Here is a 22,211-nt window from a genome sequence, read left to right on the forward strand (position 1 = left end):
CCGATTGGGTGCGGGAGTCGCTGGCCCGCAACGGCGCCGAGGTGTACCTGCGGGGCGCGGATCTGGCGGGTGTGGATGATCTGCGTGGCGTGGTGTCGTGTGGCGGGGAGCTCGACGCTCTGGTGGACCTGATCCGGGTGCTGGATGTGCCGTTGTGGGTGGTGACCACCGATGCGGTGGCCGCTGATGCCGGTGATGGGGTCTCCGGGTTCGAGCAGGCGATGCTGTGGGGTCTGGGCCGGGTTGCGGCGCTGGAGTATCCCGGGCGCTGGGGTGGTCTTGTCGACCTTCCCGTGGACTGCGACGACATGACGGGTGACCTGCTCGCATCGGTGCTCACCGGGACGTCCGGTGAGGATCAGGTCGCTGTCCGGGCCGGCCGGGTGCTGGGTCGCAGGCTGGAGCGGGTTGCGCCGAAGCGTGCATCCGGACCGGGCTGGTCGCCGCGGGGGACGGTGCTGGTCACCGGAGGCACCGGCGGTCTCGGAGCACACCTCGCGAGATGGCTGGCCGGGCGTGGCGCGGAGCATCTACTGCTGACCAGCAGGCGCGGGCCGGCCGCGGACGGCGCGGACGAGTTGCGTGCGGAGCTGGCCGGGCTCGGTGCGCGGGTCACGATCGTCGCGTGCGATGTGGCCGACCGGGAGGCACTGGCCGGGGTGCTGGCTTCAGTGCCGGACGACCTGCCGCTTACGGCGGTCGTCCACGCGGCCGGTATCGAACGGACAACCGCCTTCGCGGATCTCGGCCCTGACGAACTCGCCGAGGTTCTTTCGGCGAAGGCGGGCGGTGCCCGGAATCTGCACGAATTGCTCGCGGACACGCCGCTGGACGCGTTCATCCTGTTCTCCTCCATCTCCGGGGTATGGGGCGTCGGCGGTCAGGCGGCCTACGGCGCGGCGAACGCGTACCTGGACGCGCTCGCTGAGCACCGCAGGGAGGCGGGGCTGCCCGCGACGGCCGTCGCGTGGGGTCCGTGGGGCGGCATCGGCATGGTCGCGAACGCGGGCCGGGAGGCGACGGAGCACCTGAGGCGCCGGGGCCTCGCCACGATGGCTCCCGCCACGGCGGTCACGGCCCTCGCCGCGGCCCTCGATCGTGGTGACAGCAACGCCGTCGTCGTCGACGTGGACTGGGCGCGGTTCGCCGGCACCTTCATGGCGCAGCGCCCCAGCCCGCTGCTGGGGGAGATGCCCGAGGTCCGCGCGATCGGCACGTCCCCCGGGGAGCCGGGAATGTCGGCGCTGGCGCAGAGCCTGGCGGGCCTGGACGACATCGAACAGGAGCGCCGGCTCACCGAACTCGTCCGCGCCGAGGCCGCCGCCGTGCTCGGGCACGCGTCGGGAGACGCGATCTCGGCGATGCGCGCTTTCAAGGACGCGGGATTCGACTCGCTGACCGCGATGGAGCTGCGTACCCGGTTGAGCGAGGCGACCGGGGTGGCGTTGCCCGCGACCGCGGTCTTCGACTATCCGACTGCGGCTGTGCTGGCCGCTCATCTGCGTACCGAACTGTCCGGTGCCGTCGCGGCCGGACCCGTGGCCCCGGCCACCACCGCGCCGGCGTACGACGAGCCGATCGCGATCGTGTCGATGGCGTGCCGGTTCCCCGGCGGGGTGTCGAGCCCGGAGGATCTGTGGCGGATGCTGCTCGCCGGTGGGGACGGCGTCGGCGAGTTCCCGGCCGACCGTGGCTGGGACCTGGACGCCCTGTACAACCCGGATCCCGATTCGGCCGGGACGTCGTACCTGCGGTACGGCGCGTTCCTGGGGGACGTGAGCGGCTTCGATGCCGCCTTCTTCGGGATCAGCCCGCGGGAGGCCCTGGCGATGGACCCGCAGCAGCGCCTGCTGCTGGAGATGACCTGGGAGACCTTCGAACGGGCAGGCATCGGACCCGATTCGGTACGCGGTGAGCAGATCGGCGTGTTCGTCGGCTCGAACGCCCAGGACTACAGCCTGCTCTCCGTCGCCACGAACGAGGACGTCGGCGGCTATGTGGCTACCGGCACGTCGTCGAGTGTGATGTCGGGGCGGGTGGCGTACACGTTCGGGCTCGAGGGTCCGGCGGTGACGGTGGATACGGCGTGTTCGTCGTCGCTGGTGGCGTTGCATCTGGCGGCGCAGGCGCTGCGGTCGGGTGAGTGTTCGATGGCGCTGGCCGGTGGTGTGACGGTGATGTCGACGCCGGGTGCGTTCGTGGAGTTCAGCCGCCAGCGCGGTCTGGCGGTTGACGGTCGTTGCAAGGCGTTCGCCTCGGCGGCCGATGGCACCGGCTGGGGCGAGGGTGTCGGCATGCTGCTCGTGGAGCGGTTGTCGGATGCCGAACGCAACGGTCATACGGTGCTTGCGGTGGTGCGTGGTTCCGCGGTCAATCAGGACGGTGCGTCGAATGGTCTGACGGCCCCGAACGGCCCGTCGCAGCAGCGGGTCATCCGGCAGGCCCTCGCCAGTACGGGGCTCCGATCATCCGATGTGGATGTGGTCGAAGCGCACGGTACGGGGACGAAGCTCGGTGATCCGATCGAGGCGCAGGCGTTGCTGGCGACGTATGGTCAGGATCGGCCGGCTGATCGGCCGTTGTTGCTGGGTTCGGTGAAGTCGAACATCGGTCATACCCAGGCTGCGGCCGGCGTCGCTGGTGTGATCAAGATGGTGCTGGCGTTGCGGCACGGGGTGTTGCCGCGGACGTTGCATGTTGATGCGCCGTCGCCGCATGTGGATTGGTCCGCGGGTGCGGTGGAGCTGCTGGTGGGCGAGCGTGGCTGGCCTTCGGTGGGCCGGCCGTGGCGTGCGGGTGTGTCGTCGTTCGGGTTCAGCGGCACCAACGCACACGTCATCGTGGAGCAGGCCCCCGTGGTGGAGCAGGCGGATGCGCCACCGGCCGCCGGACCGGTGCCGTGGATCCTCTCCGCGGCCGACGAGAATGCCCTGCGAACCCAGGCCGGGCGTCTGATCGCCATGGTGGATGACGGATCGATCGTCGACGTCGGCTACTCGCTCGCGACGACCCGATCGGCCCTGGATCACCGTGCGGTAGTGGTCGCGGCCGAGCCTGACGGCTTCCGGGCGGCTCTCACGGCCCTCGCCGCCGGAGATGACGTGCCGGCGGTCCTTCGCGGTACGGCCCGCAGCCACCGGTTGGCTTTCCTGTTCTCGGGTCAGGGCTCGCAGCGCCTCGGTATGGGCCACGAGCTCGCGGGGCGTTTCCCGGTTTTTGCCGCAGCTCATGACGAGGTGCTGAGCTATTTCGATCCGAGCGTTCGTGAGGTCGCTGATGCGGAGTCGTTGAATGAGACGGCGGTGACGCAGCCTGCTTTGTTCGCGGTTGAGGTGGCGTTGTTCCGGCTTCTGGAGTCGTGGGGCATCAGGCCGGATGTGCTTGCGGGTCATTCGATTGGTGAGTTGGCGGCGGCGTATGTGTCGGGTGTGTGGTCGTTGGAGGACGCAACAAGGGTTGTCTCTGCGCGTGGTCGTTTGATGCAGGCGTTGCCGTCGGGTGGTGCGATGGTGGCGATCCAAGCGTCCGAGGCCGAGGTCATGCCGGATTTGTCGGGCGCGGTGGGTTTGGCTGCGGTGAACGGCCCGACCTCGGTCGTGATCTCTGGTGTCGCTGCTGATGTGGATGCGGTGGCGGAGAAGTGGCGTGAAGCGGGCCGGAAGGTGACGAAGCTGAAGGTCAGTCACGCGTTCCATTCGCCGTTGATGGAGCCGATGCTCGATGACTTCCGGCGGGTGTTGGAGGGGGTGTCGTTCGAGGTTCCGGCGATTCCGATGGTGTCTGCGGGGGACATCACGTCGCCGGAGTATTGGGTGCGGCATGTCCGCGACGCTGTGCGGTTCGGGGATGCGGTTGCCGCTACGGGTGCTGATGTCTTCCTGGAGATCGGTCCCGGTGGGGTGCTGTCGGCGCTGGGGCGCGAGACGCTTCCGGATGCGGTGTTCCTGCCTGCCCTGCGTACGGACAGATCTGAGGAACTCGCCCTCATAACGACGGTCGCCAAGCTGTACGCGCAGGGCGCGGCAGTCGACTGGAAGCCCCTCCTCGCCGGTGGCCGACGGGTGGACCTGCCCACCTACGCGTTCCAGCACGAGCGTTACTGGCTGGACGCCGCACCCGTCTCCGAGGCCGCGCCGAACGCGGAGGAGGCCCGCTTCTGGGCCGCCGTGGACGGCGAGGAACCCACGGAATTCCTGTCCTCCCTGGGAATCGCCGACGCCGCCGAGGCCGACTCGGTCCGCGCCGTGCTGCCCCTGCTGTCCTCGTGGCGGCACCGGGTCCGCGACCGGTCTCTCCTGGATACCTGGCGCTACACCATCGGATGGACGCCGGTCGCCGCCCCGGAGTCGGCACCCCCTGCGAGTACGTGGCTGGTCCTGGTGCCCGCGGGCGACGCACGCGCCGCCGCGCTGAGCGATTCGCTCGCCGCCTGCGGCCTCGCACTCACCGTCGCCGAGGTCGCCACCGCCGATCCCACGCCGTCGGCGGTGATGCCGGCGGCCGCCGCAGGGGAGGAGTTCGGCGGCATCCTGTCGCTGCTGGCATTCGACGAGACACCGCATCCCGGCCATCCCGCGGTGCCGAACGGCGTCGCCGCCACCCTCGCGCTGATCCGGGAACTGAGCGACGCGGCCCACCCGGCACCGCTGTGGTGCGTGACGTCGGGCGCGGTATCGGCCGTCGCCGGTGACGAGGTCGCGGGATTCGCGGAATCGATGGTGTGGGGCCTCGGCCGGGCCGTGGCGCTGGAGAACCCCGCCGTCTGGGGCGGCCTGATCGACCTCCCGGCCGGGACCGACGCCCGGACGGCAGGATGGTTGTGCGGTCTGCTGGGACGCGCCGAGGACCAGGTCGCGGTGCGGGCCTCCGGCGTGTACGCCCGCCGCCTCCACCGGGCCGCCCCCAGCGCCGGAAGCCCCCGCTGGACACCGCGCGGAACCGTCCTGGTGACCGGCGGGCTCGGCGCACTGGGCGCCAGGGCAGCCGCCTGGGCGGCCGAGCGCGGAGCCGAGCACATCGTGCTGGTGAGCCGCCGCGGCGCCACCGCCGACGGCGCCACCGAGCTGGCGGCCGAGCTGACCGGACGGGGAGCGCGCGTCACGTTCGCCGCCGTCGACGTCGCCGACCGGGACGGGCTTGCCGCCCTGCTCGACGGTCTGGAACAGGCCGGTGACCCGGTCCGCGCCGTCGTGCACACCGCCGGTCTCAGCGGCGCCACCCCGATCGCGGAGACGAGCCTCGAAGGGTTCGCCGGCCTGATCACCGCGAAAGTGGCCGGCGCGGCACACCTGCACGAGCTGCTGGCCGGCGCCGAGCTCGACGCTTTCCTCTGCTATTCCTCGATCGCCGGTGTCTGGGGCAGCGGAGGGCAGGCCGCCTACAGCGCGGCGAACGCGTACCTCGACGCCCTCGCCGAGCACCGCACCGCGCGCGGTCTGCCGGGCGCGACGCTGGCCTGGGGACCCTGGGCCGACGGCGGGATGGTCACCGACGAGGCGGAGCGGTACCTGGCCCGTCGCGGGCTCGTGGCGCTTCCGCCCGGCATCGCGGTGCGCGCCCTCGCCGAGGCGGCGCCCGGCACCACGGTCGTGGCTGACGTCGACTGGGCGCGATTCGTACCCACGTTCACCAGTGGCAGGCCCAGCCCGCTGCTCGCGGCCCTGCCCGAAGCACGCGACACCCTCGCGGACCGTCCCACCGGTTCTGTCACCGGCTCCGGCCTGCGGCACCTCCTCGCGGGTCTCGACCCGGACGGGCGGGCCGGGGCGGTCCGTGATCTGGTGGTCGCGCAGGCCGCTGCCGTGCTGGGCCACAGCCAGGCGGGCTCCATCGACGCCGACCGGGCATTCCGGGACCTCGGCATCGACTCGCTGACCGCCGTGGAGCTGCGCGACCGGCTGACCGCCGTGTCCGGTCTGCCGCTGCCCGCGACCGTGGTCTTCGACTACCCGACACCGTCGGCGATCGCCGCGCACCTCCTGTCCTCGATCGAGGAGCCGGTCACGGTGACCCCGGAACTCGCCGTAGCCGCGGCGGACGACGAGCCGATCGCGATCGTGTCGATGGCGTGCCGGTTCCCGGGCGGGGTGTCGACCCCGGAAGACCTCTGGCGGATGTTGCTCGCGGGCGGGGACGGCGTCGGTGAGTTTCCGTCCGACCGTGGCTGGGACCTCGAAGCCCTGTACAACCCCGACCCGGACGTCGCGGGCACCTCGTACCTGCGGTTCGGCGCGTTCATGCGGGACGTGAGCGGCTTCGACGCGGGATTCTTCGAGATCTCGCCGCGTGAGGCACTGGCGATGGACCCGCAGCAGCGCCTGCTCCTGGAGACGTCGTGGGAGACCTTCGAACGGGCAGGCATCAGACCCGATTCCGTACGCGGTGAGCGCATCGGCGTGTTCGTCGGCTCGAACGTGCAGGACTACGGTCTGGTGCTGGACCGGGACGCCGAGGACATGGGCGGCCACGTGGCTACGGGGAACGCCTCCAGTGTGATGTCGGGGCGCGTGGCGTACACGTTCGGGCTCGAGGGTCCGGCGGTGACGGTGGATACGGCGTGTTCGTCGTCGCTGGTGGCGTTGCATCTGGCGGCGCAGGCGCTGCGGTCGGGTGAGTGTTCGATGGCGCTGGCCGGTGGTGTGACGGTGATGTCGACTCCGGGTGCGTTCGTGGAGTTCAGCCGTCAGCGCGGTCTCTCCCTGGACGGCCGGTGCAAGGCGTTCGGGGCCGATGCCGACGGCACCGGCTGGGGTGAGGGCGTCGGCATGCTGCTCGTCGAGCGCCTGTCCGACGCGGAGCGCAACGGTCACGAGGTGCTCGCAGTCGTACGTGGTTCCGCGGTCAACCAGGACGGCGCGTCGAATGGTCTGACGGCGCCCAACGGTCCTTCTCAACAGCGGGTGATCCGTCAGGCGCTGGCGTCTTCCGGCCTCATGGCATCCGATGTGGACGCCGTCGAGGCGCACGGTACCGGCACCAAGCTCGGTGATCCGATCGAGGCCCAGGCGTTGCTCGCGACGTACGGTCAGGATCGGCCCGCTGATCGGCCGTTGTTGCTGGGTTCGGTGAAGTCGAACATCGGTCATACCCAGGCTGCCGCCGGTGTGGCCGGTGTGATCAAGATGGTGCTGGCGTTGCGGCACGGGGTGTTGCCGCGGACCTTGCACGCTGACGTGCCGTCGCCGCATGTGGATTGGTCCGCGGGCGCGGTGGAGCTGCTGGTCGGCGAGCATGGCTGGCCCTCGGTGGACCGGCCGTGGCGTGCGGGTGTGTCGTCGTTCGGGTTCAGCGGCACCAACGCACACGTCATCGTGGAGCAGGCGCCGGTAGTGGAAGAGACGGATGCGCCGGTGGCCGACGGGCCGGTCCCGTGGATCCTGTCCGCACGGTCCGGCAGGGCATTGCGAGCACAGGCCGCCCGGATCCGGGAGCAGCTCGGGCATGACACCGCCGCGCCGGTCGCCGGCGTGGCCCACTCCCTGTTGTCCCGGGCGCTGTTCGACCATCGGGCCGTCGTGGTGGGCCGGGACCGGGACGAGTTCCTCGCCGGCCTCGACGCCCTCGCCGACGGCCGCGAGGCAGCGCATGTCGTGACCGCCGTGGCGGAGAACCCCGGCGGTGGCGTGGTCTTCGTCTTCCCCGGCCACGGATCGCAGTGGGCCGGCATGGCGGTGGAGCTGCTGGAGACCTCGCCGGTGTTCCGGGCCCGCATGCACGAGTGCGCGGAGGTACTGGACGAGCTTGTCGACTGGTCGTTGCTGGACGCGATCCGGGACCCCGCCGCTATGGAACGCCTGGACGTCGTCCAGCCCGCCCTGTTCGCGGTGATGGTGTCGCTGGCGGCGACGTGGCGGTCGTGGGGAGTGCACCCGAGCGCCGTGCTCGGGCACTCGCAGGGTGAGATCGCGGCGGCGTGCGCCGCGGGTGCGCTGTCCCTGAGGGACGCCGCCCGGCTGGTCGTCCTGCGGAGCCGGGCCCTGACGAGCATCGCGGGTCAGGGCGGGATGGTGTCGGTCGCGCTCGGCGTGGACGAGGTACGCGAACGCCTGACCCGCTGGGAGGGACAGCTCTCGGTCGGCGTCGTGAACGGCCCCGCCTCGGTCGTCGTGTCCGGCGACGCCGCCGCCGTGGACGAACTGCTCGAGGCCTGCGACCGGGACGGGGTCTGGGCCCGGCGGGTCAACGCCGACTACGCCCCGCACTCGCACCACGTGCAGCGGATCGAGGCGGAACTGCGGGAAGCGGTGGCCGGTCTGACCTTCGGAACCGGCGACGTTCCCTACTTCTCCCCGCTGACCGGCGGATGGCTGGATCCCGCCGCGATGGATGCCGGCTACTGGTACCGGAGCCTGCGTCAGCCGGTGGAGTTCGCGGACTCCGTCTCCGCCCTGGTGGCGCAGGGCTTCACGACGTTCGTCGAGGTGAGCCCGCACCCCGTCCTGGCAGGCGGTCTCACCGAGCTGGCCGGCCCCGGCAACACGGTGACCGGCTCGCTGCGACGCGGCGACGGAGGCCTCGCCCGGCTGATGCGGTCGGCGGCCGAGCTGTTCGTGCGGGGCGGCCGGGTCGACTGGGCGGTCCCCGGAGCACCCCGCGTGGAGCTGCCGACGTACCCGTTCCAGCATCAGCGCTTCTGGCCCGCGACAACCCACCGCACATCAGGCGACGTGACCTCGGCCGGCCTGGGACGGGTGGACCACCCCGTGCTCGCCGCGGTCACGGAGCTCGCGGACTCCGAAGGACTCGTGTTCAGCGGCAGGCTCTCGCTGCGGACACACCCGTGGCTCGCCGACCACCGGGTCCTGGGCGCCGCGGTGCTCCCCGGCACGGCGTACGTCGACCTCGCACTGCGCGCCGGTGACCACGTCGGCTGCGAATCGCTCGACGACCTGGTCCTCGAGGCACCCCTGGTGATGCCCGAGCGGGAGGGCGTCCAGCTGCGTCTCAGCCTCGACGGACCCGACGGGTCCGGCCGGCGGGCGTTCATCGTGGACTCCCGGCGGGACGAGGGCACCTGGACCCGCCATGCCACCGGCCGCCTGGCGGCCACGGCGCAGGCCATCACCGACGATCTCGCGGCCTGGCCACCGAGCGGGGCCGAACCGGTCGACCTGACCGGTCACTACGCCGCTGTCGCGGCATCCGGACTCGACTACGGCCCGGCGTTCCAGGGCCTGCGGGCGGTCTGGCGCCGCGACGACGAGGTGTACGCCGAGGTCGCGCTCCCGGACGGCGTCGCGGACAACGGCTTCGGCCTGCACCCGGCACTGCTGGACGCGGCGCTGCACGCCATCGGGCTGGGGGCACGCCAGGAAGGACTCCGGCTGCCCTTCTCCTGGGCCGGTGCGAGGCTGCAGGCGACCGGCGCGACAGCACTGCGGGCGCGGGTGACACCGGTCCGCGGGGACGTCGTGGCGGTGCTGCTCGCCGACGGCGCCGGCCAGCCGGTCGCCGCGGTCGACGAGCTGAGCCTGCGGGCTGCCACCGCCGACCGGCTCGAACTCGCGGCGGCCGTGCACCGCGACTCGCTGTTCGAGATGACGTGGGTGCCGATGCCGGACGCGGCACCCGGCACCGGAAGCTGGGCAGCGATCGGCGGAGGCGCCGGTTCGGCGGCCCACGCGCTCAGGGCGGCGGGCATGCCGGTCAGCGAGCACGGCGACGTCGCCGGGTTGCTGACCGCCGTCGAGGGCGGTGCTCCCGTGCCCCGGTACGTGATCGTGGCGGCTGACGAGAACGCGGCCACCGCGTACGAGGCGACGAGCCGCACCCTCGCACTGCTCCAGGAATGGCTGGCGGCTGACCGGCTCGCACCGGCGCAGCTCGTCGTGGTGACCAGGGGCGCCGTGGCAGCCGGTCCGGACGAGGACGTGCCCGACCTGGTACGGGCACCGGTGTGGGGCCTGGTGCGCTCGGCCCAGTCGGAGCATCCGGGGCGGTTCGTGCTGGCCGACGTCGACGGTCACGAGAAGTCGCTGCGCGCACTGGCGGCAGCGGTGCCGGCCGGGGAGCCGCAGTTCACGATCAGGGACGGCGTCGCGTCCTGCGCCCGGCTGGCCCGCCTCGCCCCACCGGCCGGAACCTCCGGGCCGGTGGCGTTCGGCCCCGCCGGCACGGTGCTGATCACGGGCGGCCTCGGGGTGCTGGGCGCGGTGACCGCGCGGCATCTCGTCGCCCGGCACGGCGTCCGGGACCTGGTCCTGACCGGCAGGCGCGGCCCCGGGACCCCCGGTGCGCAGGAGCTGCGCCGGGACCTCGAGGAACTCGGCGCCCGGGTCGCGGTCGTGGCGTGCGACGTGGGCGACCGTGCCGCGGTCGCCGCCCTGCTGGCCGAGCACCCCGTGACCGCCGTCGTGCACACGGCGGGCGTACTCGACGACGGTGTGGTCGAGTCCCTCACCCCCGGGCAGGTCGCGGCGGTGCTGCGGCCCAAGGCCGACGCCGCGCTGCACCTGCACGAGCTGACCAGGGACCGGGAACTCACGGCGTTCGTGCTGTTCTCCGCGGCCGCCGGTGTACTCGGCAGCCCCGGTCAGGGCAACTACGCCGCCGCCAACGCGTTCCTCGACGCGCTCGCCCAGCACCGCCGGGCCGCGGGGCTGCCCGCGACCTCGCTCGCCTGGGGACTCTGGGCGCAAGCCAGCGGCATCACCGGGCACCTCGGCAACGCCGACGTGCAGCGGATGACCCGCGGCGGCATGGTCCCGCTCAGCTCCGAGGACGGCATGGCGCTGTTCGACACGGCCCACGCCACCGGTGCGGCGGCCGTGATCCCCGCCGCGATCAACCTGACCGCGCTGAGGGCCAACCCGGAGCAGGTGCGCCCACTGCTGCGCGGCCTGGTGCCCACGCCCGCCCGCCGGAACGCGCAGTCCGGCGACGATTCGGCGGCGGTGACACTCGGCCGGCGACTCACGGGTCTCGCGGAGGCGGAGCAGGATCGGTTGCTGGTGCACGTTGTGCGTACGCATACCGCTGCCGTGCTCGGTTTCGAGGGGCCCGAGGCCGTCGAGGCGAACCGGGCGTTCAAGGAGCTCGGCTTCGACTCGCTCACCGCCGTGGAACTGCGTAACAGGCTCGACGTCGCGGTCGGCTCCCGGCTGCCCGCGACCCTGGTGTTCGACCATCCCACCCCGGCGGCGCTCGCGGCCAGCCTGCGGGCGACGGTGTTCGCCGACCGTGGCACACCCGCCGCCGAGGTGCTGAGCGACCTGAACAAGCTGACGATCACCATCGCGAAGCTCGACTCGGACGACGCTCTCGCCGGGGACATCCGGCTGCGGCTGCGCTCACTGCTGTCCATCTGGGACGAGCAGCAGCCGGAGCCCGATACGGACGACCTCAGCTCGGCAACGTTCGACAACGTGTTCGACATCATCGACGAGGAACTCGGAAAGTCCTGATCCGCCGTTACGGACTCTCACCGAGAGGGGTAGCACCACATGTCGGAAGACAGCAAAGTCCTTGACTACCTGAAGCGCCTGACCGCGGACCTGCGGCAAGCCAAGCAGCAACTCCGCGAGGTCGAGGAGAAAGCCGCCGAGCCCATCGCGATCGTCGGCATGAGCTGTCGTTTCCCCGGCGGTGTCAGCACACCCGAGGACCTCTGGCACCTCGTCGATTCCGGTGCGGACGCGGTTTCCGGGTTCCCCACGACCCGCGGCTGGGATCTCGACGCGCTGTACGACCCGGATTCCGTACGCCCGGGCACCACGTATGTCCGCGACGGCGGGTTCCTGCACGACGCCGACCTGTTCGACCCGGCGTTCTTCGGGATCAGCCCGCGTGAGGCCCTGGTCATGGACCCGCAGCAGCGGCTGTTGCTGGAGACGTCGTGGGAGGCGTTCGAGCGGGCCGGGATTGATCCGCAGACGTTGCGGGGCAGCCGTTCCGGGGTCTTCATCGGCACCAGCGGCCAGGACTACGGGGTGCTCGCGGCGTCCGGCCCGGCCGAGGACGTGGTCGGCTATCTCGGCACCGGCAACGCGGCCAGCATCATCTCCGGCCGGCTGTCCTACACGTTCGGCCTCGAGGGCCCGGCCGTCACGGTGGACACGGCGTGCTCGTCGTCGCTGGTGGCGTTGCACCTCGCGGCACACGCCCTGCGCAAGGGCGAGTGCTCGCTCGCGCTGGTCGGCGGCGTGCAGGTGATGTCGACGCCGACGTCGTTCATCGAGTTCGGCAGGCAGGGCGGCCTGGCGCCGGACGGCCGCTGCAAGGCGTTCTCGGACACCGCGGACGGCACCTGCTGGAGCGAGGGTGTCGGGATGCTCCTCGTGGAGCGGCTGTCGGATGCCCAGCGCAACGGTCATCCGGTGCTTGCTGTCGTACGTGGCTCCGCGGTCAATCAGGATGGTGCGTCGAACGGTCTGACGGCGCCGAACGGTCCGTCGCAGCAGCGGGTGATCCGGCAGGCGCTGGCGAGTGCGGGGTTGTCGGCGGTGCAGGTGGATGCGATGGAGGCGCACGGTACGGGTACGAAGCTGGGCGATCCGATCGAGGCGCAGGCGTTGCTGGCTACATATGGTCAGGATCGGCCGGCTGATCGGCCGTTGTTGCTGGGTTCGGTGAAGTCGAACATCGGTCACACCCAGGCCGCCGCCGGGATGGCGAGCGTCATCAAGATGGTCATGGCGATGCGGCACGGCGTGCTGCCCCGCACCCTGCACGTCACCGAACCGTCGTCGCAGGTGGACTGGTCCGCCGGCAGCATCGAGCTGCTGACCCGGCCCCAGCCGTGGCCGGAGAACGGTCACGTGCGGCGCGCCGGTGTTTCCTCGTTCGGCATCAGCGGCACGAACGCGCACACGATCATCGAGCAGGCCCCCGCGGCCCCCGAGCAGGAGCAGGAGCAGGAGCAGACTCCGGAACCGGTCCTGCTTGCGGGCCGGAACACCCCCGTGCCGTGGGTGTTGTCCGCCCGGAGTCCCGAAGCGCTGCGTGACCAGGCCGCACGACTCGCGTCCTTCCCGGGCGAGCACTCACCCTTCGACGTCGGCTTCTCACTGGCGACGTCCCGGGCAGCGCTGGAGCATCGCGCGGCCATTGTCGCCGCGGACGCCGCCGAGTTCAGCCAGGCGTTGACGGTGCTCGCGCAAGGGCGTGGCGGGCCGGGCGTGGTGATCGGTGAGGCGGGCGCGTCCCGGCTGGGGTTCCTGTTCTCCGGTCAGGGCTCGCAACGCCTCGGGATGGGCCGTGAGCTCGCGGAGCGCTTCCCGGTGTTCGCCGCGGCGTACGACGAGGTTCTGGCGCACTTCGACCCGGCTGTCCGGGAGGTCACCGACGCGGAGGCGTTGAACGAGACGGCGGTGACGCAGCCCGCGTTGTTCGCGGTCGAGGTGGCGCTGTTCCGTCTGCTGGAGTCCTGGGGCATCAGGCCCGACCTGGTGGCGGGTCACTCGATCGGTGAGCTGGCTGCCGCGTACGTGTCGGGTGTGTGGTCGCTGGAGGATGCGGCTCGGGTGGTGTCCGCGCGGGGTTCGTTGATGCAGGCGTTGCCGCCGGGCGGTGCGATGGTGGCAGTCCAGGCGTCCGAGGCCGAGTTGGCTGATGACTTGTCCGACACGGTGGGTCTCGCTGCGGTCAACGGCCCGAACTCGGTCGTCATCTCCGGTGTCGCCGCTGACGTGGACGCGGTTGCGGATCGCTGGCGTGAGGCCGGCCGCAAGGTGACCCGGCTCAAGGTCAGCCACGCGTTCCACTCACCCCTGATGGAACCGATGCTCGATGACTTCCGCCGGGTGTTGCAGGGCGTGTCGTTCGGGACTCCGGCGATTCCGATCGTGTCCGCGGGGGAGGTCACGTCACCTGAGTACTGGGTGCGGCATGTCCGCGAGGCGGTGCGGTTCGCCGATGCCGTGGACACGCTGACCGCCGAGGGCGTGGGGGTGTTCCTGGAGATCGGTCCCGGTGGGACGTTGTCGGCCCTGGGTCAGGGCGGTGGCTCCGGCGCGGTGTTCCTGCCGGCGTTGCGCGGGGACCGGCCGGAAGAGGTGAGCCTGCTCGGCGCGGTCGCCGGTCTGTTCGCGCACGGGGTGGCCGTGGACTGGGCCGCGTTCTTCGCGGGCAGCGGCGCCCGGCGGGTGGACCTGCCGACGTATGCGTTCCAGCGCGAGCGGTTCTGGCTCGACGCGGCGCCCGCCGGGGCGGACGCCGGCCGGTTGTCCCCGGTGGAGGCGCGGTTCTGGGAGGTCGTGGAGGGCGGCGACCTGGACGGCTTCGCGCGTACGCTCGATGTCTCGGCGGATGATCCGGTCAGTGCGGTACTGCCGCGGTTGTCCGCGTGGCGCCGTGAACAGCGCGATCGGTCGGCCGTCGAGAACTGGCTCTACCGGGTGCGGTGGCGTCCGGTGGCTGTCAGGCGTGCGCGACTGGACGGCGCCTGGCTGGTGGTGGCGCCGGGGGGTGACGACCGCGCGGAGTGGGTCCGGGAGTCGCTGACCCGTAACGGCGCCGAGGTGTACGTGCTGGGCGCGGATCTGGCGGGCCTTGATGATCTGCCTGCTCTGCGTGGCGCGGTGTCATGCGGCGGGGAGCTGGACGCCCTGGTGGAGCTCATCCGGGCGCTCGAGGTACCCCTGTGGTGCCTGACCTCGGGCGCGGTGTCCGCCGACGCCGGTGACGAGGTCGACGGGTTCGAACAGGCGACCCTCTGGGGCCTGGGCCGGGTCGCCGCGCTGGAACATCCCGGACGCTGGGGTGGTCTGGTCGATCTCCCCGCGGTCTGCGATGACACGGCCGGTGATCTGCTCGCGTCGGTGCTCGCCGGGACGTCGGGCGAGGATCAGGTCGCGGTTCGCGGCGGCCGGGTCCTCGGCCGGCGGCTGGAGCGGGCCCCGCGTGAGCGGACATCCGGACCGGGCTGGTCGCCGCGGGGGACGGTGCTGGTGACCGGAGGTCTCGGTGCGCTGGGCGGGCAGGTGGCGCGCTGGGTCGCGGCGCAGGGTGCTGAGCACGTGGTGCTGGTCAGTCGTCGTGGTGGTGCGGCCGAAGGCGCCCCACTGCTGGAGGCCGAGCTTGCCGGCCTGGGTGCCCGGGTCACGTTCGCCGCCTGCGACATCGCGGACAGGACCGCCGTCGCGGAACTGCTGGGCAGCCTTCCGGCGCTCAACGCCGTTGTCCACGCGGCGGGCATCGAGAGCTCGGCCGCGCTCGCCGGCCTCGGTGCCGACGAACTCGCCGGTGCGCTGTCGGCGAAGGTCACCGGCGCCAGGAACCTTCACGAGTTGCTGGGCGACACCCCGTTGGACGCGTTCGTGCTGTTCTCCTCGATCGCGGGCGTCTGGGGCAGCGGTGGCCAGGCCGCGTACGGTGCGGCGAACGCCTACCTGGACGCGCTCGCCGAGCACCGCAGGGCGGCGGGCCTGCCCGCCACGGCCGTCGCATGGGGTCCGTGGGCAGGCGGCGGCATGGTCGACGCCGAGGCGGAACGCCATCTGGCCCGCCGCGGGCTCCTCGCGCTGCCGCCCGGCGCCGCGGTCGGTGTCATCGCCGGCGCGGTCGGCGACGGCGTGGCCGGCACGGTCGTGGCCGACGTCGACTGGGAACGGTTCGCGGGTCCCTTCACGGCGCAGCGTCCCAGCCCGTTGCTGGGTGACCTGCCCGAGATCCGCGCTGCCCTTGACGCTGCCCCGGCACCACGGGGCACGTCGGCGCTCGCGCAGCGACTGGCGGGCCTGGACGAGGCCGAGCAGGTACGCGAGCTGACGGAGGTGGTCCGCTACGAGGCGGCCGCCGTGCTGGGCCACGTCTCCGGCGACGCGTTCGCCGCGACCCGGGCGTTCAAGGATCTCGGGTTCGACTCGCTGACGGCCGTCGAACTGCGTACCCGGCTGAGCGAGGCGACCGGTGTCGCGCTGCCGACGACCGTGGTCTTCGACTATCCGACGGCTGCTGTCCTGGCTGCCCATCTGCGTACCGAACTGCTGGGAGCCGGCGCGGCGGCCGGTACGACGCCCACGGTGGCGGGAACGAGCGACGAGCCGATCGCGATCGTGTCGATGGCGTGCCGGTTCCCCGGCGGCGTGTCGAGCCCGGAGGAACTGTGGGAGTTCCTGCTGGCGGGCGGCGACGGGGTCACGGAGTTCCCCGCGGACCGCGGCTGGGACCTGGAATCGCTGTACGACCCGGACCCGGACGGCGTGCGTACCTCGTACACCCGGATGGGTGCCTTCCTCGATGACGCCGCCGGCTTCGACTCCGACTTCTTCGAGATCTCGCCCCGCGAGGCCCTGGCCATGGACCCGCAGCAGCGCCTGCTGCTGGAGACGTCGTGGGAGAGCTTCGAACGCGCCGGGATCGACCCGGGCACGCTGCGTGGTGAGCCGGTCGGCGTGTTCGTGGGTTCGAACGTCCAGGACTACCGGGAACTGCTGGGCGACGCCGTCGAGGACATCTCCGGGTATGCCGCGACGGGCATCTCGGCAAGCGTGATCTCCGGCCGGCTGTCCTACACGTTCGGCCTCGAAGGACCGGCGGTCACCGTCGACACCGCGTGCTCGTCGTCCCTCGTCGCCCTGCACCTCGCCGTGCAGGCGCTGCGCGCGGGTGAATGCTCGCTGGCGCTGACCGGCGGCGTGACGGTCATGTCCACGCCGGGCTCGTTCGTCGAGTTCAGCCGTCAGCGCGGACTGGCCCGGGACGGGCGGTGCAAGGCCTTCTCCGACAGTGCGGACGGTACGGGCTGGGGCGAGGGCGTCGGCATGCTGATCGTCGAGCGGCTCTCGGACGCGCGGCGCAACGGCCACCAGGTCCTCGCCGTGGTGCGCGGGTCCGCGGTGAACCAGGACGGCGCCTCGAACGGCCTGACCGCGCCGAACGGTCCCGCACAGCAGCGCGTCATCCGGCAGGCCCTCGCCAGTTCAGGCCTCAAACCCTCCGATGTGGACGCGGTCGAGGCGCACGGCACCGGCACCACCCTCGGCGACCCGATCGAGGCTCAGGCCCTGCTGGCGACGTACGGACTGGACCGGCCCGCCGACCGTCCGCTGCTGCTGGGCTCGGTGAAGTCGAACATCGGCCACACCCAGGCCGCCGCGGGTGTCGCCGGTGTCATCAAGATGGTGCTGGCCATGCGGTCCGGCACCCTGCCCGCGACGCTGCACATCACGGAGCCTTCGTCGCATGTGGACTGGATGGCCGGTGCGGTGGAACTGCTCGCCGGCCAACGGGACTGGCCTGCCGTGGAACGCCCGCGGCGGGCTGGCGTCTCCTCCTTCGGATTCAGTGGTACGAACGCGCACGTCATCCTCGAACAGACGAGCGACCCGGAGCCGGCTGCGGTCCTCGAGCCGGAGAACGGCAGGCCGGCGCCGTGGGTGCTGTCGGCCCGCGACCGGAACGCGCTGCGTGACCAGGCCGAGCGGCTGATCCCGCTCGCCGGGAGCGGATCGCTCGCCGACGTGAGTTACTCGCTCACGACGTCCCGCGCGACGCTGGAACACCGCGCGGTGATCGTGGCCGAGGACCGGACCGAGCTGGTGGAAGCCCTGGCCACGATGGCCGCGGGCGGGACGACCGGCGCCGTGGTCAGCGGACCGGCAGGCGAGCCCGGCCGGGTGGCCTTCCTGTTCCCGGGCCAGGGATCGCAACGGCTCGGCATGGGCCGCGAGTTGCGGGGCCGCTTCCCGGTGTTCGCGCAGGCGCTGGACGAGGTCCTCGACGCGTTCGGACCCGAGGTACGCGCGGCGCTGTCCGGCGACGACCCCGGGGCGCTGAACGAGACCGGGGTGACCCAGCCCGCCCTGTTCGCGGTCGAGGTGGCGCTGTTCCGGCTCCTCGCCTCCTGGGGCGTACGCCCGGATCTGCTCGCCGGTCACTCGATCGGTGAACTGGCCGCGGCCCACGTGGCGGGCCTCTGGTCGCTCGGCGACGCCGTACGGGTGGTGTCCGCGCGCGGCCGGCTCATGCAGGCGCTGCCCGCGGGCGGAGCGATGATCGCGATCCAGGCCTCCGAGGCCGAGGTCCTGCCCGGCCTCCCGGACACGACGGGCATCGCCGCCGTGAACGGCCCCGCCTCGGTTGTCGTCTCCGGTGCCACCGCTGACGTGGACGCGGTCGCCGAGCGGTGGCGTACGGCCGGCCGGAAGGTGTCGCGGCTGAAGGTGAGCCACGCGTTCCACTCGCCGCTGATGGAACCGATGCTGGACGAATTCCACGCGGTCCTCGACGACGTGACCTTCGCCGCGCCCGCGATCCCGATCGTGTCGACACTGACCGGCCGGCTGGCCACTGCCGCGGAGCTCACGTCGCCGGACTACTGGGTGACGCACGTCCGCGAGGCCGTGCGGTTCGGCGCCGCGGTGGGCACGCTCGCCGGCGAGGGTGTACGGACGTTCGTCGAAGTCGGGCCGGGCGCGACGCTGACGGCGCTGGGTCAGGAGACGGCGCCGGACGCGAGCTTCGTAGCGATGCTGCGCCCGGACCGGCCGGAGGAGGCCGCGCTGGTCTCCTCGCTGGCGAGGCTGTTCACCCACGGGGTCCCCGTGCGGTGGGAGGAGCTCGACGCGGGCCGCGGGGCACGGCGGGTGGACCTGCCGACGTACGCGTTCCAGCACCGCCGCTACTGGGTCAAGACCCGGCCGCGGACCGGCGACGTCACCGTGGCCGGGCTCGGCGCGGCGGCCCATCCGCTGCTCGGTGCGACGATCAGCCTCGGCGACACCGACAGCGTGCTGCTGACGGGCCGCCTGTCGGCCGACTCCCACCCGTGGCTGGCCGATCACGTGGTCCGGGGCGAGGTCCTGGTCCCCGCGACGGTGTTCGCCGAGCTGGCGGTCCACACGGGCGACCAGGTCGGTTGCGACGTCGTCGAGGAGCTGACCCTGCGGACGCCGCTGGTGGTGCCCGGGTACGGCGGCGTACCGGTCCAGGTGTGGGTGGGCTCCCCGGACGGGTCCGGGCGGCGCGAGCTGACGTTCTACGCCGAGACGGGCGGCGCCGGCGACGAGCAGCGGTGGATCCGGCACGCCACGGGTGTGCTGGGCACGGGTGGGCGTACGGGCGGAGTCGCCCTGACCGAGTGGCCGCCACCCGGAGCGGAACCGGTGGATCTCGCCGGAATCCACGCCGAGCAGGCCGCCGCCGGTCTCGACATCGGGCCGGCCTTCCAGGGGCTGCGATCGGCCTGGCACCTCGGGAACGAGGTGTACGCCGAGGTCTCGCTCCCGGAAGCCATCAGCGCCGACGGGTACGGCCTGCACCCCGCACTCCTGATCGCCGCACTGCACGCGACCGGGTACACCCACGGCGCCGACCGGTTGCCGCTCGACTGGTCCGGTCTGCGCCTGCACGCGTCGGGCGCGACCACGCTGCGGGTGCGGATGTCGCCCACGGGCCCGGACGCCCTGGCCGTGGTGGCGGCGGACGGGACGGGCGCACCGGTTCTGACCGTTGACTCCCTGACGCTACGACCCCTGCCCGGGACGACGGACCGGCCGGACCGGGACGCGTTGTTCGGCTTGGACTGGTCCGAGGTCCCGGTGCCCGCCGACGGGGGTGTCGCAGCCGAGATCGTGTTCTGCCCGGAGGTGTCGCCGCGTGAGGCGGCGCACTGGGCGCTGGCCACGGTGCAGTCCTGGTTGCTGCAGGAGCGGTCCCGTCTGGTGATCGTGACCCGGGGTGCGGTTGCTGTGGGTGCCGGTGATGAGGTGCCGGGTCTGGCGCAGGCGGCGGTGTGGGGTCTGGTGCGTTCTGCGCAGTCGGAGAACCCGGACCGGTTCGTGCTGGTCGACCTCGACGACGACGCCGCATCACGGGACGTGCTGCCCCGGGCCTTGGCTACCGATGAGCCGCAGCTGGCGGTGCGGTCGGGTGTGGTCAGCGCGCCGCGTCTGGCCCGCGTCGAGCGTTCGGTGGTGGAGGATCCAGGGTTCGGTACGGGTGCCGTTCTGGTCACCGGTGCGACGGGCATGCTCGGTGGCCTGATCGCCCGGCATCTGGTCGCGGAGCGTGGTGTCCGGAGTCTGGTGCTGGTGAGCCGGCGTGGTGCGGCTGCCGAGGGTGCGGAGGAGTTGCGTGCTGAACTGGTCGCGCTGGGCGCTGAGGTTGTGCTCGCGGCGTGCGATGTCGCTGACCGGGATGCGCTGGCCGTACTGCTGGCCGGGCATGAGATCTCCGCGGTGGTCCACACGGCGGGTGTCCTGGACGACGCGACGATCGGATCGCTGACGCCGGAGCGGATCGACACCGTCTTCCGGCCGAAGGCGGACGGAGCTCGGAACCTGCACGAACTCACCGGGGACCTGTCGGCGTTCGTGATGTTCTCCGCCGTCGCCGGCGTGCTCGGTGGCTCCGGCCAGGGCAACTACGCGGCGGCGAACACCTACCTGGACGCGCTGGCGCAGCACCGCCGGGCCCGGGGCCTGCCCGCCACCTCGCTGGCGTGGGGGCTGTGGGCCGAGTCCAGCGGCATGACGGGGCACCTCGGGGACGCCGACCTGGAACGCATGAGCCGCGGTGGGCTGGTTCCCCTGCGTACGGCCGAAGGTCTGCGGATGTTCGACGAGGCCGCCACGACCGGACGCGCCGTCCTGGTCCCCGCCCCGCTCGATCTGCCCGCACTGCACCGCCAGGCGCGCACGTCGCCGGTTCCCCACGTTCTGCGCGGCCTGGTACGCGGCACGGCCCGCCGGTCCGCAGCCCCCGGCTCCGTCGCCGGCACGGCCCTCGCCCGGTCCCTCGCCGGCCAGAGCGTCACCGAGCGCGAGAAGACCCTCCTGCACCTGGTCCTCGGCCACGTGGCCGTCGTCCTCGGCCACGGGTCGGCGAAGGCCATCGCCCCGGCGCGCGCGTTCAAGGAACTGGGCTTCGACTCACTCAGCGCCGTCGAGCTGCGCAACCGGCTGGTCGTGGCCACCGAACTGCCCCTGCCGGCGAGCCTGGTCTTCGACCACCCGACACCGGCCTCCCTCGCCGCGTTCCTCGGCACCGAACTACTGGGCGGGCCGGCCACCACGACGACGGAACTCGCCGTCGCGACCGACGAGCCGATCGCGATCGTCGCCATGAGCTGCCGGTTCCCCGGCGGGGTGAACTCGCCGGAGGACCTCTGGGGGCTCGTGGCCGGCGGCACCGACGCGATGACGGGTTTCCCCGCCGACCGCGGCTGGAACCTCGAATCGCTGTTCGACCCGGACCCCGACCACCCGGGCACCACCTACGCGCGGGAGGGCGGATTCCTCACCGGCGCGACGGACTTCGACCCCGCGTTCTTCGGCATCTCACCGCGCGAGGCCCTCGCCATGGACCCCCAGCAGCGGTTGCTCCTGGAGACGTCGTGGGAGGCGTTCGAACGGGCGGGCATCGACCCGGACTCGTTGCGGGGCAGCCGATCCGGCGTGTTCATCGGCACCAACGGCCAGGACTACGCGGCATTGACGACCGCCGCGCCACAGGGCGTCGAAGGGTACGTCGGCACCGGCAGCGCCGCGAGCGTGATCTCCGGCCGGTTGTCCTACACGTTCGGCCTCGAAGGCCCGGCGGTCACGGTCGACACCGCCTGCTCCTCATCGCTGGTGGCCCTGCACTGGGCGGCTCAGGCGCTGCGCCGGGGCGAGTGCTCGCTGGCACTTGTCGGCGGTGTGACGGTGATGTCGACACCCGGCGCGTTCATCGAGTTCAGCCGTCAGCGCGGACTGGCCGGGGACGGCCGCTGCAAGGCCTTCTCCGACAGTGCCGACGGTACGGGCTGGGGTGAGGGCGCCGGCGTACTCCTCGTCGAGCGGTTGTCCGACGCCCAGCGCAACGGCCACGAGATCCTCGCTGTCGTCCGCGGCTCGGCGGTCAACCAGGACGGCGCCTCCAACGGCCTGACCGCGCCGAACGGTCCCGCGCAGCAGCGCGTCATCCGGCAGGCGCTCGCCGGCGCTCGCCTGACCCCCGCCGACGTGGACGCCGTGGAGGCGCACGGCACCGGCACCACCCTCGGCGACCCGATCGAGGCCCAGGCGCTGATCGCCACGTACGGACAGGACCGGCCGGCCGATCACCCGCTGCTGCTGGGCTCGGTGAAGTCGAACATCGGCCACACCCAGGCCGCCGCCGGGGTCGCCGGCGTGATCAAGATGGTCATGGCGATGCGGCACGGTGTGCTGCCCGCGACGCTGCACGTGGGTTCGCCCTCGTCGCATGTGGACTGGTCGGCCGGCGCCGTTGAACTGTTGACCGGGAACCGGCCGTGGCCCCTGGCCGACCGGCCGTGGCGCGCCGGTGTG

General features: G+C 72.3%; 2 protein-coding genes. Both read left to right on the plus strand.

The genetic code is table 11. The annotated features are described in order from the left end of the window. Positions 1-8 precede the first annotated feature (8 nt). Positions 9-11,402: a type I polyketide synthase gene (locus tag Ahu01nite_RS49795; RefSeq protein ID WP_203843811.1), complete on the plus strand. Its 11,394-nt coding sequence runs from the start codon at positions 9-11 to the stop codon at positions 11,400-11,402. A 39-nt stretch (positions 11,403-11,441) separates the two neighbouring features. Next, on the plus strand, positions 11,442-22,211 hold a 10,770-nt coding region (locus Ahu01nite_RS51235; RefSeq protein WP_239159803.1), incomplete at its 3' end, for a type I polyketide synthase.

It is taken from the genome of Winogradskya humida, from assembly GCF_016862215.1.
Classification (GTDB): Bacteria; Actinomycetota; Actinomycetes; order Mycobacteriales; family Micromonosporaceae; genus Actinoplanes; species Actinoplanes humidus.